The organism is Streptomyces rapamycinicus NRRL 5491 (assembly GCF_024298965.1).
Classification (GTDB): Bacteria; Actinomycetota; Actinomycetes; order Streptomycetales; family Streptomycetaceae; genus Streptomyces; species Streptomyces rapamycinicus.
On record NZ_CP085193.1, the window covers coordinates 3,399,727 to 3,421,864 of the forward strand.

Consider the following 22,138-nt stretch of genomic DNA (forward strand, 5'->3'; position numbering starts at 1 on the left):
TTGTGCGATGTTACTGCGCATTGATCGCCTGCAGCACGCCGAAGCGGGACGCGACGCCGGGGTGCCTGCCGGCCAAGTGCGCGGCCCTGATCGGTCCGGGTGACGTGATCGGCTACGACGGCGAGTGGCGCACGGTGAGTCCGTGCCCCACGGAGCCCAGAGCGGCACCCCCCGGGCGCCGCACACGAGAGAGCCCCGGAGACCCCACGACGGGCTCCGGAGCTCTCATTGTCCCAAGAGGCTAGTTGACTGGACGTAAGCGGAACCGCCGCGCTGCGGGGTCCCGGTTCCTAAGCTGGTGGGAAACCGGGACCCGCCGGGTCATCGGGCGGCGATGGCCGGCCGGAACTGGATCGGAGCCGGAGTGGTGCGTCCAGAGAGGGGCCCGCGGAGTGAGCGCTGAGGCAGCTGCCATCAATCTCGGGCGGACGGTCGCGACCCGTGTCGTGCGGTTATGGCTCGAACCGCGCCGGCGCGAGCAGGAGAGCCGGATGGAGATGTCCGCGCTGGTCCGGCGGCGGGTTCCGGGGCTGCGGGCGCAGCGGGGTGTGGAGCGGCAGTTCGAGCAGATCGCGGACGCGGTGGCGGCGCGGCTGGAGCCCATGTGCGGGCATGAGTTCCGCGGTCTGGAGGAGGGCGGGCGGCAGGCGGCGCTCGACGCCGTGACGGCGGCCTTCGGCCGTGCGGACCTGTCCGACGAGGCGATCCTCGGGTCCGATGCCAACCCCGCCGAGCTGGCCCGCCGGGTGCGGGCCTCCGCTCCCCCGCCCGCCGGGCTGGGCGAGGCGGCCACGCACTTCTACGAGCTGGTGCTGGCCGAGTGCTGCGACTGCTATGTGCGGATCCTGCAGCGGCTCCCGGTCTTCACCGAGCGCGGGATCGCCGAACTGCTGGGGCGGGTCGGCGAGCTCGGCCCCGAGCTGAGCCGGGTGCTGGAGCGGCTCCCGGTCAGATCGCTGTACGCGCCGCAGGGGGCGGATCAGGACGCCGCCTTCCGCAGGGAGTACCTGGAGTTCCTCAGCCGGACCCTGGACGAGGTGGAGCTGTTCAGCTTCACGGCCGGTCAGGCCCCGCGCACCAAGTTGTCCGTCGCGTACATCAGTCTGCGGGTCAGCACGGACGAGGAGGGGCGGGCGGCGCGGAGGGCGTCGGGCGGACCCGACCACCGGTTGCGGACGGGCATCGGGTCGTGGGGCGGCGCGGAGCACGAGCTCTCGGCGAGCGTACGGGTGGAGGCGGCGTTGAAGGAGTCGCCGCGGGTGCTGTTGCGCGGCGAGGCGGGTTCTGGCAAGACGACTCTGCTCAACTGGCTGGCCGTCACGGCGGCGCGCGGCGCGTTCGGCGGGGATCTGGCCGACTGGAACGGACTTGTCCCCGTCCTGGTCAAACTGCGGCGTTACGCCTCCCGCGAGCTGCCGCGCCCGGAGGAGCTGCTGGACGCCACGGCGGGGCCGCTGACCGGCCATATGCCCCGGGCGTGGGTGGACCGCGCGTTCCAGGCGGGGCGGGTGCTGCTGCTCGTCGACGGGGTGGACGAACTCGTCGCGACGGAGCGGCGCGGGGTCAGGGAGTGGCTCCGGCTGCTGCTCAGCGCCTACCCGGACACCCGCACGGTGGTGACCTCCCGCCCGACCGCCGCGCGCGGCGACTGGCTGCGCGCGGAGGGGTTCGCCCCGGTGGGGCTGGAGCGGATGACCCCCGCGGATCTGCGGGCGTTCGTCCAGCAGTGGCACCAGGCGGTGGGCGCCCAGGCCTGCGAGTTGCCGTGCGCCCCGGAGGAACTGCCGCACTACGAGCGGGCGTTGCTGACCGCTCTCCAGGACCGCCCGCATTTGCGGGCGCTCGCCGCGAGCCCCCTGCTGGCGGCCCTGCTGTGCGCACTACACCTGGGACGGCGCCGACGGCTGCCACGCAACCGTATGGAGCTGTACCGCATCGCGCTGGAGCTGCTGGTGCAGCGCCGCGACGCGGAGCGCGGGGTGCCCAGCGCGCTGGATGTGCAGCTCAGCCTGACGGACAAGCTGTGCCTGCTGCGGGATCTGGCGTGGCGGCTGTCGGACAACAACCGCAGTGAGATCGCCACGGAGAAGGCCCTCGCCCACGTCACGGCCAAGGTGGCGTCGATGCGTCACCTGGACGACGGGGGCGAAGAGGTCCTGGATCATCTGGTGTCGCGTTCGGGGGTGCTGCGCGTCCCCGCGGAGGACCGGATCGACTTTCTGCACCGCAGCTTCCAGGAGTACCTGGCGGCCGAGGAAGCGGCGGAGGAGGACCGCATCGGCAATCTCATCGAGCGGTCCCATCTGGACACCTGGCGCGAGACCATCATCATGGCCGCCGGACACGCCAACCGCAGCCAGCGGCAGGAGCTGATCACCGGCATTCTGGAGCGCGCCGAGGCCGAGCGCCGCCATGCGCGCGGGCTGCGGCTGCTGGCGGCGTCCTGCCTGGAGACGATGGAGTCGGTGCCTTCCGAACTCACCGAACGGCTGGACGGCGCTCTGGGGTCGCTGGTGCCGCCGAGACGCCGTAAGGACGTCGTATCGCTGGCCGTGGTGGGGGATCCGGTGCTGCGTCGGCTGCCGCGTTCACTGGGCGGTCTGAGCGGGACGGCCGCCAGGACCTCCGTGCGCACCGCCGCGCTCATCGGCGGCGGGAGGGCGCTCGATCTGCTGGCCGCTTACGCGGAGTCCGGGCATCCCGAAGCGGAGAAGGAACTCGCCGACGTCTGGGAGTATTTCGACCCGGAAGAGTACGCCCGGCGCGTGCTCGCCAAGTGTTCCCTGGAGGACGTCACACTGACGCTTTCCCATCCCAGCCAGTGGACCCCGGCCAGGGAGCTGCGGTCGACGCGGAAGATATGGATCAACCATCCGCTCACCGAGGGTCTCGCACCCCTCGCGGATTTCCCGGAACTCTCCTGGCTGTCGATCTCACGGCTGAGGAACCATAACGATCTCAGCCCCCTCACCGCTCATCCCCGGCTCACCGTCCTCTCGATCGTCGGAAACATCGCCCTCGAGGACGCCTCCCCGCTGGAAACCCTCACCCACCTCGAGGAATTGCAGCTCACCCATTGGGCCTCCCTCCCGCCCATCGCCGATATCCCGCTTCCGGAGAAGCTGACCTCGCTCGGCCTGGGCGCCCTCCCCCACAACCCCGACCTGAGTTTCCTCCGCCAGCTGCGGCCGGTGCGGAAACTGAACCTGGAGGGTTCGGGGAGTCCGCTGCACCTCGCAGACCTTTCCGCGGCGAGCGGCCTGCGGTGGCTGCGGCTGAGCGGCTTCGATCTGTCCGAGGGCTTCCCCGTCCTGTCCGCGTCCGTACGCGTTCAGGAACTGAATTTCTACCGCTGCGCTTTTCCGGCCGACATCGGCGCTTTGAACGGTATCGACTCTCTGCGCTCCGTTTTCTTCGGCGAGTGCCACGGGCCGTACCCAGGCCCCCTGGACCTCTCATCCCTGGCCGGCCGCACGGCCCCGACGCAGCTCACCGTCGAGGTGGGCAGCACACAGACCGTCACCGGGACCGAACACCTCGACCCCGGCATCCGAGTCCGCTACCGGTGAGGGGAGACAACGCTCAGGCGCCGCCCAGCTCCGTGTGGCGCGCGGCCAGCCGCTGCGCGCCGTGCTCGGTCAGCGAGCCGTGCAGCCGTAGGCGGGCCACGCCGCCGTCCGGATGGATGTCGATCCGGACGTGGGTCACCGGCGGGGCCGCGTCCAGGAGGAAGCGGTGGACCGTATCGGGCTGGAGGCGGGTGCGGGGCAGGAGTTCGGTCCAGGCCGGGGCCGTGTGGTCGGCCGGGTCCGCGCCGGTTGTCGCGTCGAGGCCGTACAGCGCCGCCCAGCCCGGTGCGTTGCCCTTGTAGCAGCCGGTGTCGATCTCCACGGCGCGGATGGACCCCTGGGCGGCGAGGCGGTAGCGGACCCAGTCGTGGCCCGTGTCGCGGCGGCGGCGGGTCTCCCAGCCCTCGTCCATCCGTGTGGAGCGGCCCGGCCCGATGGAGTTGGCGGGCGGGGAGTAGAAGCGGTCGGAGGCGTCCTCGGCCGCTCCGCCGTGCTCCAGCGCCACCAGGTCGAAGGTGCCGAGGGCGGTGAGCCACGCCGGGTCGGGGGCGGCCTCGCCGTGGACGCGGAGGCGGGCGATGCCCCCGTCGGGGTGCTGCTTGAGGCGGAGGTGGGTGAAGCGGCGGCGGACGGAGACGGGGAAGCCGTTGGCCGCGTGGCCGCCGATCCGCGTACGGGGGACGAGCTCGGTCCATACGATGTCGTCGGCCAGGAGCTCCTCGGGGGACGGGGTGCCGTCCACCGCCGTGGCCTCGACGCTCACCGCGCGCGGGTAGTTGCCGCGGAAGTGGGCGGTGTCGACGACGATGCCGTGGACGGCCCCGGGCGCGCCGAGGCGGATCAGGGCCCAGTCGTGGTCGTCCTCGGCCGGATGCGGGGTGTCGGCCGAGGCCCCGCGCCGCCGCCGGGTCTCCCAGCCGTCCATGACCTTGCCCTTGTGGCCGAAGGCCTCGGGGTCGAAGCGCGGCGCTTCGGGCCTCAGCAGGTTCTCGCGCTCGGCGAAGAACTCGTCGTTGGCGGCGATCACGCTTCCGCCGAGCCGCCGGTCGGCCAGGTCCACGAGGTGGGTGAAGGGGAGGTCGGCGGTCCGGTAGTCGGCGTACGGGTCGCCACCGCCGTACGGGGCGGCGTCGCCGGTGAAGCGGGGGGTCGGCGCGGTCATGTGCGGGGCTGCCTTTCCATCGGCGCGGTCATGGGCGGGACGGACCTTCCGGCGGCGTTGGTCATGGGCGGGACGGACCTTCCGGCGGCGTGGTCATGGGCAGGACGGCCTTTCCAGGAGTCGGCCGGTGGGTTCGGCCGGCGTGCCGTGGTCGGCGATCTTCCGGCCGCGCAGCCATGTGGACCGTACGACGCCGTACAGCGTTCTGCCCGCGTAGGCGGTGACCTGGTTGCGGTGGTGGAGGGTGACGGGGTCGACGGTGAAGGTCTCGTCGGGGGCGAGGACCGCGAAGTCGGCGTCGCGCCCCGGCTCGATGGCGCCCTTACGGTCGAGACGGACGAGCGCGGCGGGGCCGGTGGACATCCAGCGGGCCACGTCGTGGAGGGTGTGGCCGCGCCGCCGGGCCGCCGTCCAGACGGCCGGGAGCCCGAGCTGGAGCGAGGAGATGCCGCCCCAGGCCTGCCCGAAGTCGCCGACCTTGAGCTCGGCCGAGCAGGGCGAGTGGTCGGAGACGACGCAGTCGATCTCCCCGGCCGCCAGGCCCGCCCACAGCGCGTCCTGGTTGGCGGCCTCCCTGATCGGCGGACAGCATTTGAACTCCGTGGCGCCGTCGGGGACTTCCTCGGCGGTGAGGGTCAGGAAGTGCGGGCAGGTCTCCACGGTGATCCGGACGCCCTCGCGCCGTGCGTCGGCGATCAGCGGCAGCGCGTCGGCGGACGAGAGGTGCAGGACGTGGACGCGGGCGTCCAGCTCGCGGGCGAGGGCGATGAGGCCCGCGATGGCCTCGTTCTCGGCGGCGCTCGGGCGGGAGGCGAGGAAGTCGGCGTAGCGCGGGCCGGTGGGCGGCGGGGCGCCGTCGATGAGGCGGGCGTCCTCGGCGTGGACGATCAGCAGTCCGCCGAAGCCCGCGATCTCGCGGAGGGCGGTCCGGAGCTGGTCGGGGGCGAGTGGCGGGAATTCGTCCACGCCGGAGGGGAGCAGGAACGCCTTGAAGCCGAGAACGCCCGCGTCGTGCAGCGGCCGCAGCTCCGGGGCGTTCCCGGGCACGGCGCCGCCCCAGAACCCGATGTCGACATGGGCCGACCGCCGGGCGACGGCCTGTTTGACCTCCAGGGCGGGGACGGTGGTGGTCGGCGGGACGCTGTTGAGCGGCATGTCGACGAGGGTGGTGACGCCACCGGCCGCGGCGGCGCGGGTGGCGGAGCCGAACCCCTCCCATGCGGTGCGGCCGGGGTCGTTGACGTGGACGTGGGTGTCGACGAGGCCGGGGAGCAGGACGTCGTCCCCGAGGTCTTCGAGTCGCGCCCCGGGCGGTACGGCGGTGTCGTACGGCAGGACGGCGCTGATCCTCCCCTCGGCGACGGACACGGCGACGGATGCCGCGCGCGGACCATCCGGGGTCATGACGCGGCGTGAGCGCAGCACCAGCTCCGGTTCGGGCTCCGGTTCCGAACGCGCTTCCGGATCCAGGTCGAACACCGTCACCAACCTTTCGCGATATCGAATGCGTTTTTCATCGGGTGCGGCAAGTCTTCACTCCGCCGCCGGGCGGGCCAAGACCCCACCCGTCGTGACCTGCGATGTGATCAGCGTCTGGGCCATCGCGCCGCCGACCCTGGCCTTCGCGGACCTCAGGCCGTAGACACCCCCGGCGATGGCCAGTCCGAAGCACCAGGAGAACGGGGCGACGTCCGAGAAGAACTTGACCAGTGCGAGCACCGCGGAGACCGCGGCCGCGGGCACGAAGGCGATGACGGCCTCGGGGTTGAAGCCCCGGCGGTAGTAGTACGCCCCCGCCTGGTCCGCGCTGAACAGGGCGTCGACATCGATCCGGCCGCGCCGCACCAGGTAGTAGTCGACCAGCAGGATCGCGACGAGCGGGCCGAGGAAGGCGCCGAGGCCGCCCAGGAAGTACTGGATGACGACGGGGCTGGAGTACAGCTTCCACGGCATCACGACGATCGCGAGCACCGCCGTGACCATGCCGCCGCGCCGGAAGTCCAGGTGCTTGGGGGCGAGGTTGGCGAAGTCGTACGCCGGTGAGACGAAGTTCGCCACGACGTTGATCCCGATCGTGGCGATCATGAAGGACAGCGCGCCGACCACCGTGACCACCGGGTTGTCGATCCGCGCGATGACATGGACCGGATCGGCGACCGCGGTGCCGAAGACCGAGATCGTGCCCGCCGTCATCAGCACGGAGACGACGGCGAAGGCGGTGAAGTTCACCGGCAGCCCCAGCAGATTGCCGCGCCGGTACGAGCGGTGATCCGGGGTGAAGCGGGCGAAGTCGGCGTAGTTGAGCACCAGGGTGAGGAAGGTGGCCACGGTCAGGCTGACCGCGATCACGCTCTGGTGCAGCTGTTCGCCACCGCTCAGCCCGGTCAGGCTGCGGGTGAGCGAGATGTCGCCGCCCGCCTTGACCACCAGCCATACGGCGAGCACGAGCATGACCAGCCAGACCACCGGGCCGGTGGCGAAGTCCTGCACCTTGCGGATGAACTCCATGCCCCGGGTCAGCAGCACCGCCTGGAGCAGCCACATCACCAGGAACGCGATCCAGCCCAGGGTCGACAGGCCCAGGATGGAGTTGTGGTCGTACTCCGCGAGCCCCGGCGCGAGCTGGACGCCGAGCAGGATGAGCGCCTCCGACGCCAGCCAGGTCTGGATGCCGTACCAGGCGACCGCCATCACGGCCCGGAGCAGCGCCGGGATATTGGCGCCGTACACCCCCCAGCTGGCCCGCGCCAGAACCGGGAAGGGCACTCCGGTGCGGTGGCCCGCGTGGCCCATGCGGTTCATGAGCCAGTGGACGATGGTGATGCCGGCGAGCAGGGACAGGAACACCTCCCAGGTGGGCAGCCCGAGGACGAACAGGCTCGCCGCGAAGGCGTAGTTGCTGATCGCGTGGGTGTCCGACATCCACAGGGCGAAGATGCTGTACGTCCCCCAGGTGCGCTCCTTCGCGGGCGCGAGGTCCTCGTTGTACAGACGGGGGTCGGGCGAACGGGGTGCTGTCATGGTGCCCTCCGAGGGGGTGGTGCCGTTCCTGCCGTTGCTGCCGTTGCTGCCGTTGATGCCCTTGAAGCCGCCGGTTCACCGGATGTCGGGCCGACGCCCGCTCAGGGGCCAGCCGGTGATGGTCTTGGGCCGGGGCGGGGCGAAGGCCCGCGCCTTGCTGGTGGAGAGGCCGAGTCCGACGAGCGCCTCGGCGAACTTCACGGCGGCGGCGACCCCGTCGACGACGGGCAGACCGCCCAGCGCCTTCGAGACCCGCTCCCGCAGCCCGGCCATGCCCCCACAGCCCAGGCAGATCACCTCGGCGCCGTCCCGCTCCACCACCTCCCGCGCGGTCGCCACGATGACCTCGACGGTCCGCTCCCGGTCCGCCTCCAGCTCCAGTACGCCCAGACCGGTGCCGCGCACACCCGCGCAGCGGGCCAGCAGGCCGGCCGTGAGCAGCCGGTCCCGGATCTGCGGCACGGCCCGGTCGAGGGTGGTGACGACGCCGTAGGAATGGCCGAGCATCATGGCCATCTGGGCTGCGGACTCGGCGATGTCGAGGACCGGGACGTCGAGCAGCTCCTGCGCGCCCTCCCGCCCCGGCTCGCCGAACCCGGCCATGACCAGCGCGTCGAAGGGTTCGTCGAACGTCGTCAGCCGGTCCAGTACGGCGGCGGCGCTCAGATACCCCTCGAAGTGGCCCTCGATCGACTCGGGACCCCACAGTGGTTCGGTGGCCACGATGGTGGTGCCGGGGCTCGCGACGGCCTCGGCGAGGTCCCGGATGCCGGCGGTCATGGCGGCGGTGGTGTTCGGATTCAGCACAAGGATGCGCATAGCACTCCCGCGACGACTCTCTGTTTCCATAAGATGGAATTTCCTTTTCGGGATGCAGAAATTAGTCAGGGTGGTCATCGTCGTCAATGGATCGGACAGAGATCGTTGACAAGCGGCTACGGGAGGTCGCCGCGGGCGGGTAGGCTGCCCGTGGCCGGTCGGCCGCGGCGTCCGACGCGTGTGCGAGGCCGGCGCCGCCCACTGTGAAGGGAAGCCGACGTGCCGTCCGCCGAGTCCAAGACCACCGCCACCGCCGGCGGTGTCCAGTCCCTGGAGCGCGCCTTCGATCTGCTGGAGCGGATGGCCGACGCCGGGGGCGAGGTCGGACTGAGCGAGCTCTCCACCAGCAGCGGCCTTCCCCTGCCCACCATCCACCGGCTCATGCGCACGCTGGTGGCCTGCGGCTACGTCCGCCAGCAGCCCAACCGCCGCTATGCCCTCGGGCCCCGGCTGATCCGGCTCGGCGAGAGCTCGTCCCGGCTGCTGGGCACCTGGGCGCGGCCGTATCTGGCGCGGCTGGTGGAGGAGACCGGCGAGACCGCGAACATGGCGCTGCTGGACGGCGATGAGGTGGTGTACGTCGCGCAGGTGCCCTCGCGCCACTCGATGCGGATGTTCACCGAGGTCGGGCGGCGGGTGCTGCCCCACACCACGGGCGTCGGCAAGGTGCTGCTGGCGGACACGCCCCCCGAGGAGGTGCGCGCCCTCCTGGCCCGCACCGGCATGCCCGCGGTCACCGAGAAGACGATCACCACGCCGGACGGGTTCCTCGACGCGCTGCGGCAGGTCCACGAGCACGGCTACGCGGTGGACGACAACGAGCAGGAGATGGGCGTGCGCTGCCTCGCCGTCTCGGTGCCCGACTCCCCCGCCCCGGCGGCCATCTCCATCTCGGGCCCGGCGGGCCGGGTGACCGACGAGGCCACGAAGCGGATCGTGCCGATCCTCAAGGAGGTCGCGGCCGAGCTGTCGGGGGCCCTGGCCAGCACGGGATCCGCCTGACGGCGGAGGGGACGGCGGGCGCACCGCTACGGGGTGCCCGGCGGGGAGGGGAGCAGCCCGCCACGGACGGGCCCGCCGGACCGCCGGGGTCAGCCTTGCCCGTTGCCCGGTCGCTCAGTCTCTCCCTATGCCCGTCTGTGGCACATTGCCGAACTGGTCGATCGCCGCGCGGACGCCCGTCAGGGCGGGGCTCAGTGCGCTGACCGAGCCCAGGGCACCCGCGATGAGGAGCAGCGAGCGGCGGAGCCGGTGCAGCTCCGGGGCGCCGGTGCGGGCCATGGCGTCGAGCGCGGCCAGTTCGTCGTCCGCGATCGCCCGGTCGGGTAATTCCGCCGGGTGGGCGGCCAGATCGCGCCTGAGCCGGGCGACGGCACGGCGTAGTTCGGCCGCCCTCGGATCGTCCTCGGTGCCCGCCACTCGCCTGGCTTCCACGACTGCGGCGCCCTCCACTGACAAGGCGCCGGGTTCACCCCAGAGCCTCGCGCCTTCGTTGGCCAACACTGCCCTTCTCCCCCTCGCGCCCTCTCGCACGAGCCTGCCCCCTCTCCCGCATGACCGCCCCAGCCCTCCACACCTCGCGTGGATTCGGACACAAGGGGCCGCGGATCAGTTAACGCCACTCAGTGCACGACGCGCTATACGGAGAGCGAAAATCAGACCGGCTGGGATGAAGCCCCCGCACGGCCCCGATGTGCGGTAAGCAGGGCCCATGGAACGTACGACGGAGGACTCCGCGCAGGTCGCCGGGATCGTACTGGCGGCCGGGGGCGGCCGGCGGCTGGGCGGGCGGCCCAAGGCCCTTTTGACTCATCGGGGGCGGCCGTTGGTGGAGCGCGCCGCGCACGCGCTGCGGGAGGGCGGCTGCGCCCCGGTGCACATCGTGCTGGGCGCCGCGGCCGGGACGGTACGGGCGCGGGCCCGGCTGGACGGGTGCGTCCTGGTGGACAACCCCGGCTGGGAGGAGGGCATGGGCTCTTCGCTGCGGGCCGGGCTCGCCTCACTGGCCGGTACGGGCGCGGAAGCGGCGCTGGTCGCGCTGGTGGACCAGCCGGGGATCGGCGCCGAGGCGGTGGCCCGGGTGGTGGCCGCGTACCGCTCGCCGTCCACCCTGGCGGCCGCCGCGTACGGCGGGGAGCGGGGGCATCCGGTGCTGTTCGGCGCGGACCGGTGGGCGGACATCGCGGCGAGTGCGGTGGGCGACCGGGGGGCACGCGCCTATCTGCGGGCGCATCGGTCCGCGATCACGCTCGTCGACTGCTCGGATATCGCCCGTACGGACGATATCGACACCCCCGGGGACTTGACGCTGTTGGAGTGAGGGGCGCCGACGGACGAGGCCGCGGTTCAACAGAAGATTGAACTTCCACCATGAGAAACTTATTATCCACAAAACAGAGGTACCGCGAGCGTCCAGCCGAGACTCGCCCAAGGAGTGACCGCCCATGTCCGCACCAGCGCCGTCCCCGCTGGCCATCGTCGACGCCGAACCGCTGGAGCGTCAGGGAGAGGTGCTGACCGACGCGGCCCTGGCCTTCCTGGCCGAGCTCCACCACCGCTTCACCCCGCGCCGGGACGAGCTGCTCGCGCGCCGCGCCGAGCGCCGCGCCGAGATCGCCCGCACCAGCACCCTGGACTTCCTCCCGGAGACCGCCCACATCCGGGACGACCCGGACTGGCGCGTCGCCCCGGCCCCGCCCGCGCTCGAGGACCGCCGGGTGGAGATCACCGGCCCCACCGACCGCAAGATGACCATCAACGCCCTCAACTCCGGCGCCAAGGTCTGGCTCGCGGACTTCGAGGACGCCTCCGCCCCGACATGGGCGAATGTGATCGGCGGCCAGCTGAATCTGATCGACGCCTATGAGCGCCGGATCGACTTCACCTCCCCCGAGGGCAAGAGCTACGCGCTGCGGCCCGACGACGCGCTGGCCACCGTCGTCACCCGGCCGCGCGGCTGGCACCTCGACGAGCGCCATCTGCGCTCCGCCGACGGCCGCCCCGTCCCCGGCGCCCTCGTGGACTTCGGGCTGTACTTCTTCCACAACGCCCGCCGGCTGCTCACGAAGGGCAAGGGGCCGTACTTCTACCTCCCCAAGACCGAGTCCCACCTCGAGGCCCGCCTCTGGAACGACGTCTTCGTCTTCGCGCAGGACCACCTCTCCGTTCCGCAAGGGACGATCCGCGCCACCGTTCTGATCGAGACGATCACGGCGGCGTACGAGATGGACGAGATCCTCTACGAGCTCCGCGACCACGCCTCCGGGCTCAACGCGGGCCGCTGGGACTACCTCTTCTCGATCGTGAAGAACTTCCGCGACGGCGGCCCCGGGTTCGTCCTGCCCGACCGCAACGCGGTCACGATGACGGCCCCGTTCATGCGCGCCTACACCGAACTGCTCGTCCGCACCTGCCACAAGCGCGGCGCGCACGCGATCGGCGGCATGGCGGCCTTCATCCCCTCGCGGCGCGACCCCGAGGTCAACGCCGTCGCGTTCGACAAGGTCAAGGCCGACAAGGACCGTGAGGCCGGTGACGGCTTCGACGGCTCCTGGGTCGCCCACCCCGATCTGGTCCCGGTGGCCCGCGCCTCCTTCGACGCGGTCCTCGGCGACCGGCCGCACCAGAAGGAGCGGCTGCGCGAGGACGTCCAGGTCACCGCGGCCGAGCTGATCGACATCGGCTCGCTCGACGCCACCCCCACCCACCAGGGGCTGCGCAACGCCGTACAGGTCGGCATCCGCTACATCGAGGCGTGGCTGGGCGGCCTCGGCGCCGTCGCGATCTTCAACCTGATGGAGGACGCGGCCACCGCGGAGATCTCCCGCTCCCAGATCTGGCAGTGGGTCAACGCGGGGATCGTCTTCGAGGACGGCGAGAAGGCCACCGCCGATCGCGTCCGTAAGGTCGCCGCCGAGGAGCTGGCGGCGATCCGCGAGGAGGTCGGCGAGGACGCCTTCGCCGCGGGCAGGTGGAGCCAGGCGCACGATCTGCTGCTGAAGGTCGCGCTGGACGAGAACTACACGGAGTTCCTGACGCTGCCCGCGTACGAACTGCTGGACTGACGCGGTCCGTTCACCCGGAGGAAGGGCCCCGGACCGCCGCCGACGCGGTGTCCGGGGCCCCGGCCGTCCCTACGGCGTGTAGAGCTGGGCGCGCGGCACGATCTGCTGGGGCACGCCGGGGCTGGACCACAGCAGCTTCATATGGGCCTCACCGGTCTGCTCGGTGTACTCGATCCGGATGGCGTGCTTCGTTCCGGCGCGCAGCGCGACGGTCGCCTTGTCGACCTGTGGACCGTGCGGGGTGGTGCTGTCGATGACCAGACGGCCGTCGATCCACACCCGCGCGGTGTCGTCGGAGACGGTCGAGAGCGTGTAGGTCTCGCTGTGCCGGGGCTGGAGGTAGCCGGTCCAGCGGACGCCGAAGTGGTCGGCGGGGACGTCGGCGGCCGGGGAGCCGGCGAACCGCCAGGTGTGGTTGACGGCCGGGTCGGTCCGGGTGACGGCCGGCGGCCCGGTGAAGGTCTCGTTGGCGAAGACCTCCTCCCGCAGCCCCTGGCCCCGCCCCTGGGGCGCGGCCGGGGCCGGTTTCACCGTCAGCTCGATCACCGAGGCGATGTCGTCGACCGGCGCACCGGAGGGGGTGAGGTCGAAACCGTCGCCCGCCTTCGCCACCTCGACCCGCTGTCCGCTGCCCAGCACCCGGGCGCCGACCACCGTGAACGGCGCCTTCGCGGTGAGGTGGAGCGGCTGACCGGCGGCGGGCCAGGAGGTGACGGACGCGTACAGCCGGTTGCCCGACCGGCTGACCGCGCCCCAGGACGGCTCGTCCACCAGCCCGGTGGCCCCGGCCCCGTACACCGCGCGGCCCTGGCCGGAGGTCCGCAGCCAGGAGCCGATCTCGCGCAGCCGGTCCACGGAGGGCTGGGGCACGCGGCCCAGTTTGTCGGGGCCGACGTTCAGCAGGTAGTTGCCGCCACGGCTCGCGATGTCGAGGAGGTTGCGGGTGAGGGTGGTGGGCGACTTCCAGTCCTGGTCGTACTTGGCGAAGCCCCAGTGGCCGTTGAGGGTCATACAGCTCTCCCACAGCTGCCCGTCCACGGGCGCGTCCGGGATCTCCTGCTCGGGCGTTCCGTAGTCGCCGTCGACCACGCGCCGCTTGCCGACCCGGTTGTTGGTGATCAGATCGGGGTCGAGTCCGTGCAGATACGACTGGAGCCGCTCACCGTCCTGGGCGGACCAGCGGTTGGTGGGGTTGTCCGCGTCCCACTCCCCGTCGAACCAGAGCAGCGCCGGGTGGTAGCTGTCGACCAGCTCCTTGAGCTGGGCGTACATCCGCTTCTCATAGCGCGGGAAGGTGGCGGGGTCGGCGAAGTCGGGGTCGTGCCAGTCCCAGATCGAGTAGTAGAAGCCGAGTTTGATCCCGGCGGCGTCCGCGGCCGACTTCAACTCGGCCAGGATGTCGCGCCGTTGGTCGAAGGAGGAGTGGTCGCGCAGATTCCAGGTGTTCTGCTCGGTCGGCCACATCGCATAGCCGTCGTGGTGCTTGGAGGTGATGACGATATAGCGCTGCCCGGCGTCCTTGGCCGCCTTGACGATGGCCTTGGCGTCGAAGGACGAGGGATTGAAGTCCTGGGCGGCGTCCTCGTACTCGCTCATCGGGATCTGGCAGTTCCGCTTGATCCACTCCGCGTCACGGCAGACGGTCCCGTCGGCCCGCCGGTATTCGCCCTCCAGCTGGGAGTAGGCGCCGAAGTGGATGAACATCCCGAAGCGGTCCTGCCGCCACCAGTCGGTGCGGGCGGAGGTGAACGGATCGTCGGTCGCGTAGTCGGTCCCGGGCCCGGGCTCCCGCGCCGTCGTGGGCGCCGCGGTGGCGGCGGAAGGGCCGCTGAGGACCGTCGCCAGCACCATGCCGAGCAGAAGGCTGAGCGCTCGGAGGGGCATGACGGCCCGTCGTCTGGACGTACGCATGGCGGCTCCTGTGCTCGTGGGGTGGTCGGACAGGAGGGCTGGCCAGCCGCGTACGGGAACCTAGAACCGGAAAGATGGGATGTCAACGGGGCCCGAACGCCCTGACGGGCCGCTGGTGACGCCCGTAAGGCGGCCACACCAGCGACCCATCCGATGTATCGGCTGCGGCGTTCAGTCTTCTTCCGCGATACGGGCCAGGCGACGCGCCTCGGTGCGCGCCTCCCGCGCGATCTGGTCCTCGTCCACCGTGAGCAGCCGGCCCGACTCCACCACCGGTGCGCCGTTCACCAGGGACAGGGTCACCGGGGCCGGGGCGCCGAGCACGAGGGCCGCGACCGGGTCGGCGATGGACGAGTGGCCGAGGCCGTCCAGCTTCCACAGCACCAGGTCGGCCAGTTTGCCCGGCTCCAGCGAGCCGATCTCCTCCTGGCGGCCGAGCACCCGCGCACCGCCGTGGGTGCCGAGGCGCAGCGCCTGACGGACGTTCAGCGCCTTCTCGCGGTGGCCGCCGAGCCGGTTGATCAGCAGCGCGTTGCGCAGTTCGGTGTGGAGCTCACCGGATTCGTTGGAGGCGGTGCCGTCCACGCCGAGGCCGACCGGTACGCCCGCCGCGAGCAGATCGGGGACGCGGGCGATCCCGGCGGCGAGCCGGGCGTTGGACGAGGGGCAGTGGGCCACTCCGGTGCCGGTCCGGGCGAACGCCTGGATGTCGGTGTCGCTCATATGGACGCAGTGGGCCATCCACACGTCCTCGCCCAGCCAGCCGGTGGATTCGAAGTAGTCGGTCGGCCCCATCCCGAACCGCTCGTGGCAGAACTTCTCCTCCTCCACCGTCTCGGAGCCGTGGGTGTGCAGCCGTACGCCCTTGCGGCGGGCCAGCGTCGCGGACTCGCGGAGCAGTTCGGTGGTGACGGAGAAGGGCGAGCAGGGCGCCACCGCGATCCGCAGCATGGCGTCGGACGCCGGGTCGTGGTGGGTGTCGATGGCCGCCTCGGTGGCGGCCAGGGCGTCCTCCAGGGACTCCACGGCGAAGTCCGGTGGCAGTCCGCCGTCGGAGGTGCCGAGGTCCATGGAGCCGCGGGCGGCGGTGAACCGCACCCCCAGTTCGCGCGCCGCGCGGATCTCGGCGCCCAGCAGATCGCCGCTGCCGCGCGGGAAGACGTAGTGGTGGTCCATGGCGGTGGTGACCCCGCCGCGCACCATCATCGCGAGCGAGCCGCGGGCCGCCGCGTGGACCATCGGCTCGTCGATCCGCGCCCAGACGGGGTAGAGCGCGACCAGCCAGTCGAAGAGGTTGCTGTCCTGGGCGAGGCCGCGGGTGAGCCACTGGTAGAAGTGGTGATGGGTGTTGACCAGGCCCGGGGTCACCAGATGCCCCGTGCCGTCGACCCGGCGGACGACGCCCTCCAGCCCCTCCGGCGCCGGCCCCTCGCCCACCGACTCGATGCGGTGGCCGGCCACGACGACATGGCCGGAGGCGTACTCGGTGTCGTGGGCGTCCACGGTGGCGACGGCGCAGTTCTCGATGACGATGCGGTTCACGGAGCGTGGCCCTCCCGTCGTATCGGTCGGTGGGGATCTGTCGGGCGAGCGGTCAGTCGGTGGGGATCCGGGGCTCGGCGCCGTCCCGCAACACGGTGGCCTCGATGAGTCCGTACGGCCGGTCGGCGGCGAAGTAGACCTCGTTGTCGTTGGTGAGGCCGAAAGGTTCCAGATCGACCAGGAAATGATGCTTGTTGGGCAGCGAGAGGCGTATCTCGTCGATCTCGGGGCGGTGCTCGATCACCCGCGCACCCATCTCATAGAGCGTCTGCTGGAGCGAGAGCGAGTAGGTCTCGGCGAACGCGCTCAGCAGATGGCCGCGCGCCTCGGCGTGGCCGCGGTCCCAGTCCGGCGTCGGCCGGGTGTCCTCGCTCCAGCCGTAGCGCCAGCGGGCGTGCACATCGGTGGCGAGGATCCGGTCGCGCGTCTCCGGGAGCGTGGTGTACCGGTCCTTCACATAGCCCCAGAACTCGGAGTCCGTGGTGTTCAGGACGGTGAGGCCGGTGAGCCCGGAGACCACTTCCCAGCGCTCGCCGTCGAAGGTGATCTGGGCGGTGCGGACCTCCTGGCCGCGGCGGACGAAGGAGTGCTCGGCGCTCCCGGCCGTCCCGATCCGCTCCCAGGCGTACTCCTCGACGCGGACGCGGGCGCGGTGGATGGGCTCCTGGCTGGTGACGAAGTGGCGGGCCAGCCGGATGCCGAACTCCTCGGCCGTGTCGATGCCGTGCTCCTTGGCGAAGGCGTACACGGTGTTCTTGGTGGTGTCGGTCGGCAGGACGTTGGCGTTGCCGCCGGAGAGGTGGACTTCGTCCATTTCCCCGGCGAGCGCCACCGAGACATTGAGGTCCTTCAGGTGGTGCACGGCGCCGTCGCGCACCACCCGGACGACGCGGGTTTCGGCTTTGCCGTAACTGTTCGGGCCGAGCGTGGGCATCGGTGCTAGCTCCCTCGGTAGACGGAGTAGCCGAACGGGGTGAGCAGCAGCGGTACGTGGTAGTGCTCACCCGGCTCGACGGCGAAGGCGACCGTGACCTCGGGGAAGAAGGCGTGGGTCAGATACGGCCCGGTCTCGAAGCGCAGCCGTGCGTGGGTGGTGCCCTCGGGGAGCGCGGGCAGGTCCCGACAGCGCCCGTCGGCGTCGGTGAGCGAGTCTGCGTGCGCCGTCCACTCCGCGCCGGGCCCGGAGCGGACGGACAGCTCGACGACCACGCCCACGGCGGGGCGGCCGATGCTGGTGTCCAGGATGTGGGTGGACACCGAGGTGGCGCCGCTCGCCATCACCGCTCTCCTTCCGCCGGTGTTTCCGTCAGCGTTTCCGCCAGCCGATTCAGCCGGATGCGATTGATCTTTCCCAGTTCGGTGCGGACGATGTCACGCTCGGTGTGGGCGTCGTGGTGGATCCGCTCGCGCAGCGCGGCCAGCATCTCCTCGCCGGTGCGGCCGGTGGCGCAGATCAGGAAGACATGGCCGTGGCGCTCCTGGTACGCGAGGTTCAGCTCCAGCAGCTCCGCGCGCTCCGCGTCCCGTACCCCGCGCTGCTCCCGCGCCGAGGCGGGGTCGCCCGGTGCCGGCCGTCCGATGGGCGGATGCGCGGCCATCGCCTCGGCCAGGTCGGCGGCGGTCAGCCCGGCCATGGCCGCGTCGGCGGCGTCGAGCAGCTCCCCGACCGTGGCGTACGGCCGCCCGGCCGCCACCGCCGCGCCCCAGGCCCGGCTGGCGCACACCTCGCGCAGCAGCGCGGCGGCGTCCCGGTCGTCCACCGCGTTGAACCGGGTCAGCCCCGGCGGTGCACTGGAAGTCACTCTCGCAAGCTAGGAGGCTTCCGCGCCGAACGTCAACAGTTTGTTGAAAACTCTGGGTGGCGGGAGCGCGCGGCCGGTACGCGAGGGGGCTCGCGAACGGGGCGCGGTCAGTCCCCGCTCTTCTCGCGATTGAGGTAGTTGTAGACGGTGAAGCGACTCACCCCGAGGGCCCCGGCGACCGTCTCGACCCCATGGCGCACCGTGAACGCGCCGCGCTGCTCGAGCTGGCGGACCACGGACTGCTTGGTCTTGCGGTCCAGGGCCGAGAGCGGTACGCCGTGGCGGCGCTGGAGGTCGGCGAGGATGCGGTCGAGCGAGTCCGCCAGATGCGGCAGCCTTACGGCGACCACCGGACGGCCCTCCCAGGAGAGCACCACATCGTCGCCCCGGGCCCGGTCCGGGGCGATCATCTCGCCGCCCATGGCGTCGACGAGCGGCTTCACCGCGGCGGCGAAGGGGTGGTCGGGCGGTACGCTCACGCCTCGGCCTCCCCGAGGACGCTGACCTGGAGCGAGATCCGGGTGGCACCGGCTTCGAGGGAGCCGCGCAGCAGCCGGTCGACGGCCTCCAGCACCGCCTCCGCCCCGCCCTCGGCGGTGTTGCCGAAGGGGCCGACGTCCACGGCGTCCAGCGGGGCGGCCTGGACGGTCTCGCGGGCGGTCACGGCGTGCGGCGGCACCTCGTCGAGGTCGAACGGTTCGGTGGTGAACTCAACCCTCAATCTCACGCCGCCAACCTACTGCGTCCTCTAACACGGCGCCCCCGCTACGGGGGACAGAACGCCCAAGTCCCTCCCCGCGGCCGCCCGCTTCGGGGAGCATGGACCGATACCGCATCCGCCTTCCGCCCACGGAGCGCCCCGATGACAGACAACGTGCCGGTGCGTTGTCCCGCGTGCCGTCGCGAGCAGTCGTTCACGCCGCCCGCCTTCCCCTGTGCGTGCGGCGCCCCGGTCACCCTTCCCGTCCTCCGCGACGGCAGCCCGGAGGAGCTCGGCCACCGCACCTGGGAGAACCTCTGGGTGGCGGTGAACTGCCCGTCCTGCGGCCGCCAGGGCCACTGGCCGCAGCCGGAGCTCGGCTGCGACTGCGGCGCGGTGGTCCGCGTGCCCGTCGCCGCCGCGCCGCCCCCGGTCGGCCCGGGCGCGGTGGCCGGGCCCGGCGGCCCGGCGGTGCGGCGCCCGGCCTTCCGGCCGGTCACGATCCGTACCGCGCGGGACGCGGTCACCGCCGCCGCGCAGTATCTGAAGTGGCTCGGCTTCCACGGCCTGCGGGCCCCGGAGGACCGGGCCGTCTCCGGGGTGGACCTCTACGGGACGGGTGTGGTCGCCCAGGTCGATCCGACCACCGGCCCCACCGGGCTGCGGGACATCGAGTGCCTGTGGCTGAACGGGCTCCACAAGTCGGCGATGAGCGTCTTCTTCTCGCTCGCGGGCTATGCGCGGGAGGCGCGGGCGCGCGCCGACGCGCTGCATCTGCCGCTGTTCATCATGGATCTCACCGGCACCCCGCAACCCGTCAACGACCCCGCGGACGTGCTGATCCGGATGGGCCCGCCGGACGGCTGACCCGGTCGGCCCTTGCGCTCATGACCGGGGAACGCTTCCTTTGAGGGACCGCTGATGTACCGCCGCGGGACCGCCCTCCACCGTTCACCCGTCCCATCCGCTCGACCGGCCGGAGGCCGAACGATGGCTGTTCCGTGGTACCCGAGGTCATGGGCCGCTCTCGCCGCCGCCCTGACCCTGCTCCTGGTGACCGGATGCGGGGGCGACGATGTGCCCCCGCCCACGGCGGAGAGCTCCTCGCCCGCGCCCGGGCCGCCGTCCGGCACGCCCGCACAGCCGACCGGCAGCGCGGGACCCGATGGTGGGGGGAGCGTGGAGGAGGACATCCAGGCGGCGGTCTCCGTCACCAACACCTACTGGCAGACCCACTGGTCCCAGCTGTTCACCGGTGACTACAGCCCGCCCCGGGTCACGGGGGCCTACGACGGCGACACCCCCGGCACTCCGGTGTGCGGCGACGCGCCCCTCCCGGACGACAACGCCGTGTACTGCCCGGACGGCGACTACATAGCGTGGGACATGGATCTGATGCGCTGGGGTCACGCGCGGGGCGACGCCTGGGTATATCTGGTGATCGCCCATGAGTGGGGCCACGCGGTCCAGAACCGGCTGGACGCGGGGTTGGTGGATCTGGCGCGGGAGCTCCAGGCCGACTGCCTGGCCGGGGCGGTCCTCTTCGGCGCCGCGCAGGACGGGACGCTCACCTTCGAGGACGGCGACACCGAGGAGCTGGCGGACGCCCTGACCGCGCTCGCCGACCGGACCCCGTGGACCGATGTCTCCGACCACGGCGACGCCTCCCAGCGGGTCTCCTACTTCAGCCGCGGCGCGCGATCCGGGGTCAAGTCCTGTCTGCCGAACGGCATTCAGTGACCGGAGGCCGGTGGCCTGTGGCGTTCCCGGCTCGGGGGTGTGGGCCCCTGCTGTGGTAGAGGGGCCCGCATCTCATCAGCTGGGCGCGGCCTGGGGCTCGGCCCGCTCGGCAAGCGTTTCCGATCTGGCCGGATCGGCCTCGGACCGGGTCTCGGGCAGCAGTTCCCGGGCGGCCGTCTCACGCAGCTCGACCTTGCGGACCTTGCCGCTGACGGTCATCGGGAAGGCGTCCATGAGCCGCAGGTAGCGGGGGACCTTGTAGTGGGCGAGGCGGCCCCGGCAGAAGCGGGCGAGCTCGTCGCGGGTGAGGGTCCTGGCGCCCTCGCGCAGGATGACGCAGGCCAGGATCTCCTCGCCGTACTTCTCGTCCGGTACGCCGACGACCTGCACATCCGCCACCTTGGGGTGGGTGTGCAGAAACTCCTCGATCTCCCGCGGATAGACGTTCTCCCCACCGCGGACGATCATGTCCTTGATCCGGCCGACGATCTGGACGTAGCCCTCGTCGTCCATCACCGCGAGGTCGCCGGTGTGCATCCAGCGTGCCGAGTCGATCGCCTCGGCGGTCCGCTCGGGCTCCTGCCAGTAGCCGAGCATCACCGAGTAGCCACGGGTGCACAGCTCGCCTCGGGTGCCGTGGGGCACGGTCGCCCCGGTCACCGGGTCGACGATCTTGACCTCGACATGCGGCAGCACCCGGCCGACCGTGGCGGTGCGGCGCAGGAGGTCGTCATCGGGCCGGGTCTGGGTGGAGACCGGTGAGGTCTCGGTCATGCCGTAGCAGATGGACACCTCCGCCATGTGCATCTCGTCGACCACCCGCCGCATCACCTCCACCGGGCACGGCGATCCGGCCATGATCCCGGTGCGCAGCGAGGTGAGGTCGAAGGTGGCGAAGTCCGGCAGGGCCAGCTCTGCGATGAACATGGTGGGGACGCCGTACAGCGAGGTGCAGCGCTCCCGTTCGACGGCGGAGAGGGTGGCGACGGGGTCGAAGGTGGGGGCGGGGATGACCACGCAGGCGCCGTGGGTGGTGGCCGCGAGGTTGCCCATCACCATGCCGAAGCAGTGGTAGAAGGGCACCGGCACGCAGATCCGGTCCTGGGCGGTGTAGCGGACCGTCTCCCCCACGAAGTAGCCGTTGTTGAGGATGCTGTGGTGGGAGAGGGTGGCGCCCTTGGGGAAGCCGGTGGTGCCGGAGGTGTACTGGATGTTGACCGCGTCGTCGCAGCCGATCCGGGCCTCGCGCTCGGCCAGCCGCCCGGGGGCGACCTCGGCCCCGGCGCGCACCAGCATGTCCCAGGTCCGGTGGCCGATGTAGATGACATCGCGCAGCGCGGTGCAGGCCGAGCGCACCTGCTCGACCATCCGGCGGTAGTCGCTGGTCTTGTGCTCGGTGGAGGAGACCAGGACGGAGATGCCCGCCTGCTGGAGCACGTACCGCAGCTCGTGGACGCGGTATGCGGGGTTGATATTGACCATGATGGCGCCGATGCGGGCGGTCGCGTACTGCAACAGCACCCATTCGGGGCAGTTGACGGCCCAGATGCCGACCCGGTCGCCCTTGGCGACCCCCTTGGCCATCAGCCCGAGCGCTACCTCCTCCACCGACCGGCCGAACTCGGCATAGGTCCAGCGGCGGCCGGAGGGGATGTCGACGAGCGCGTCGCGCTCGCCGTACAGCTCGACGGCGCGGGACAGGTTGGCGCCGATGGTGTCGCCGAGCAGCGGCAGGTCACCGACTCCACTGGCGTAGGAGAGCCCGGCTGGGCTTGGTGGGTCGGACGTCAGGTCGGTCATGGCAGCTC

The 22,138-nt window shown here is 71.7% G+C and carries 19 protein-coding genes; 6 read left to right on the plus strand and 13 right to left on the minus strand.

Going from position 1 to position 22,138, the window contains the following annotated elements; genetic code table 11:
• Positions 1-392: 392 nt before the first annotated feature.
• A complete protein-coding gene (locus tag LIV37_RS51750; protein WP_121825501.1) occupies positions 393-3,569 on the plus strand; it encodes an NACHT domain-containing protein in 3,177 nt (1,058 codons plus the stop codon).
• A 13-nt stretch (positions 3,570-3,582) separates the two neighbouring features.
• Here LIV37_RS51750 and alc read toward each other — a convergent pair whose 3' ends face one another.
• The 4 genes from alc to LIV37_RS13730 all read right to left on the minus strand — a co-directional run bounded on the left by alc (position 3,583) and on the right by LIV37_RS13730 (position 8,571).
• Complete coding sequence (alc, locus tag LIV37_RS13715; protein ID WP_020867719.1) at positions 3,583-4,731, minus strand: allantoicase; 1,149 nt, start codon at positions 4,729-4,731, stop codon at positions 3,583-3,585.
• A gap of 93 nt (positions 4,732-4,824) precedes the next feature.
• On the minus strand, positions 4,825-6,210 hold the full coding sequence (allB, locus tag LIV37_RS13720) for an allantoinase AllB (protein ID WP_274596685.1): 1,386 nt from the start codon (positions 6,208-6,210) through the stop codon (positions 4,825-4,827).
• 54 nt (positions 6,211-6,264) lie between these two features.
• Positions 6,265-7,752, minus strand: coding sequence for an NCS1 family nucleobase:cation symporter-1 (locus LIV37_RS13725; RefSeq protein WP_020867721.1), 1,488 nt, complete (start codon positions 7,750-7,752; stop codon positions 6,265-6,267).
• Positions 7,753-7,827: 75 nt separating this feature from the next.
• Positions 7,828-8,571 carry an aspartate/glutamate racemase family protein gene (locus LIV37_RS13730; protein ID WP_020867722.1) on the minus strand — a complete coding sequence of 248 codons (744 nt, stop codon included), beginning with the start codon at positions 8,569-8,571 and terminating at the stop codon, positions 7,828-7,830.
• Positions 8,572-8,790: 219 nt separating this feature from the next.
• On the opposite strand from LIV37_RS13730, the gene LIV37_RS13735 reads away from it, so the two are divergent.
• A complete protein-coding gene (locus tag LIV37_RS13735; RefSeq protein ID WP_020867723.1) occupies positions 8,791-9,573 on the plus strand; it encodes an IclR family transcriptional regulator in 783 nt (260 codons plus the stop codon).
• A gap of 114 nt (positions 9,574-9,687) precedes the next feature.
• On the opposite strand, the gene LIV37_RS13740 is transcribed toward LIV37_RS13735, so the two are convergent.
• Positions 9,688-10,005 carry a DUF5955 family protein gene (locus LIV37_RS13740; RefSeq protein WP_167525886.1) on the minus strand — a complete coding sequence of 106 codons (318 nt, stop codon included), beginning with the start codon at positions 10,003-10,005 and terminating at the stop codon, positions 9,688-9,690.
• A gap of 277 nt (positions 10,006-10,282) precedes the next feature.
• Here LIV37_RS13740 and LIV37_RS13745 point away from each other — a divergent pair, with 277 nt between their 5' ends.
• Positions 10,283-10,891, plus strand: a complete 609-nt coding sequence (locus tag LIV37_RS13745) for a nucleotidyltransferase family protein (RefSeq protein ID WP_020867725.1) — start codon at positions 10,283-10,285, stop codon at positions 10,889-10,891.
• Positions 10,892-11,015: 124 nt separating this feature from the next.
• A complete protein-coding gene (gene aceB, locus LIV37_RS13750) occupies positions 11,016-12,635 on the plus strand; it encodes a malate synthase A (RefSeq protein WP_020867726.1) in 1,620 nt (539 codons plus the stop codon).
• A gap of 69 nt (positions 12,636-12,704) precedes the next feature.
• Here the strand turns inward: aceB and LIV37_RS13755 are convergent, their stop codons facing one another.
• The 7 genes from LIV37_RS13755 to LIV37_RS13785 form a co-directional block, all read right to left on the minus strand.
• Positions 12,705-14,546: an alpha-L-fucosidase gene (locus LIV37_RS13755; RefSeq protein ID WP_121825500.1), complete on the minus strand. Its 1,842-nt coding sequence runs from the start codon at positions 14,544-14,546 to the stop codon at positions 12,705-12,707.
• Between the two features lie 171 nt (positions 14,547-14,717).
• Positions 14,718-16,088 carry an 8-oxoguanine deaminase gene (locus tag LIV37_RS13760; RefSeq protein ID WP_020867728.1) on the minus strand — a complete coding sequence of 457 codons (1,371 nt, stop codon included), beginning with the start codon at positions 16,086-16,088 and terminating at the stop codon, positions 14,718-14,720.
• Between the two features lie 52 nt (positions 16,089-16,140).
• On the minus strand, positions 16,141-17,022 hold the full coding sequence (pucL, locus tag LIV37_RS13765; RefSeq protein ID WP_020867729.1) for a factor-independent urate hydroxylase: 882 nt from the start codon (positions 17,020-17,022) through the stop codon (positions 16,141-16,143).
• Positions 17,023-17,027: 5 nt separating this feature from the next.
• Positions 17,028-17,366, minus strand: a complete 339-nt coding sequence (gene uraH / locus LIV37_RS13770) for a hydroxyisourate hydrolase (protein WP_020867730.1) — start codon at positions 17,364-17,366, stop codon at positions 17,028-17,030.
• Entirely contained in the window at positions 17,366-17,890 is a 525-nt protein-coding gene (uraD, locus tag LIV37_RS13775; RefSeq protein ID WP_020867731.1) for a 2-oxo-4-hydroxy-4-carboxy-5-ureidoimidazoline decarboxylase, read from the minus strand. The genes uraH and uraD overlap by 1 nt, the downstream gene beginning before the upstream one ends.
• A 107-nt stretch (positions 17,891-17,997) precedes the next feature.
• Entirely contained in the window at positions 17,998-18,369 is a 372-nt protein-coding gene (locus tag LIV37_RS13780; protein WP_020867732.1) for a helix-turn-helix domain-containing protein, read from the minus strand.
• The gene (locus LIV37_RS13785) at positions 18,366-18,617 is read right to left on the minus strand and encodes a hypothetical protein (protein WP_121825499.1); all 252 of its coding nucleotides are present in this window, start codon (positions 18,615-18,617) and stop codon (positions 18,366-18,368) included. The genes LIV37_RS13780 and LIV37_RS13785 overlap by 4 nt, the downstream gene beginning before the upstream one ends.
• A gap of 135 nt (positions 18,618-18,752) precedes the next feature.
• Here LIV37_RS13785 and LIV37_RS13790 point away from each other — a divergent pair, with 135 nt between their 5' ends.
• Together LIV37_RS13790 and LIV37_RS13795 are read left to right on the plus strand one after the other, a co-directional pair.
• Complete coding sequence (locus LIV37_RS13790) at positions 18,753-19,457, plus strand: hypothetical protein (protein WP_121825498.1); 705 nt, start codon at positions 18,753-18,755, stop codon at positions 19,455-19,457.
• Positions 19,458-19,580: 123 nt separating this feature from the next.
• Positions 19,581-20,330 (plus strand): neutral zinc metallopeptidase, encoded by a 750-nt coding sequence (locus LIV37_RS13795; RefSeq protein ID WP_121825497.1) that lies wholly within the window; start codon positions 19,581-19,583, stop codon positions 20,328-20,330.
• A 75-nt stretch (positions 20,331-20,405) separates the two neighbouring features.
• Here the strand turns inward: LIV37_RS13795 and LIV37_RS13800 are convergent, their stop codons facing one another.
• On the minus strand, positions 20,406-22,130 hold the full coding sequence (locus tag LIV37_RS13800) for an AMP-binding protein (RefSeq protein WP_020867736.1): 1,725 nt from the start codon (positions 22,128-22,130) through the stop codon (positions 20,406-20,408).
• Positions 22,131-22,138 lie beyond the last annotated feature (8 nt).

Coding starts and splice junctions, on each gene's coding strand:
- alc (WP_020867719.1), bottom strand. CDS start 4,731: ATGACCGCGCCGACCCCCCGCTTCACCGGCGACGCCGCCCCGTACGGC.
- LIV37_RS13725 (WP_020867721.1), bottom strand. CDS start 7,752: ATGACAGCACCCCGTTCGCCCGACCCCCGTCTGTACAACGAGGACCTC.
- LIV37_RS13730 (WP_020867722.1), bottom strand. CDS start 8,571: ATGCGCATCCTTGTGCTGAATCCGAACACCACCGCCGCCATGACCGCC.
- LIV37_RS13745 (WP_020867725.1), top strand. CDS start 10,283: ATGGAACGTACGACGGAGGACTCCGCGCAGGTCGCCGGGATCGTACTG.
- aceB (WP_020867726.1), top strand. CDS start 11,016: ATGTCCGCACCAGCGCCGTCCCCGCTGGCCATCGTCGACGCCGAACCG.
- LIV37_RS13755 (WP_121825500.1), bottom strand. CDS start 14,546: ATGCGTACGTCCAGACGACGGGCCGTCATGCCCCTCCGAGCGCTCAGC.
- pucL (WP_020867729.1), bottom strand. CDS start 17,022: ATGCCCACGCTCGGCCCGAACAGTTACGGCAAAGCCGAAACCCGCGTC.
- uraH (WP_020867730.1), bottom strand. CDS start 17,366: ATGGCGAGCGGCGCCACCTCGGTGTCCACCCACATCCTGGACACCAGC.
- LIV37_RS13790 (WP_121825498.1), top strand. CDS start 18,753: ATGACAGACAACGTGCCGGTGCGTTGTCCCGCGTGCCGTCGCGAGCAG.
- LIV37_RS13795 (WP_121825497.1), top strand. CDS start 19,581: ATGGCTGTTCCGTGGTACCCGAGGTCATGGGCCGCTCTCGCCGCCGCC.
- LIV37_RS13800 (WP_020867736.1), bottom strand. CDS start 22,130: ATGACCGACCTGACGTCCGACCCACCAAGCCCAGCCGGGCTCTCCTAC.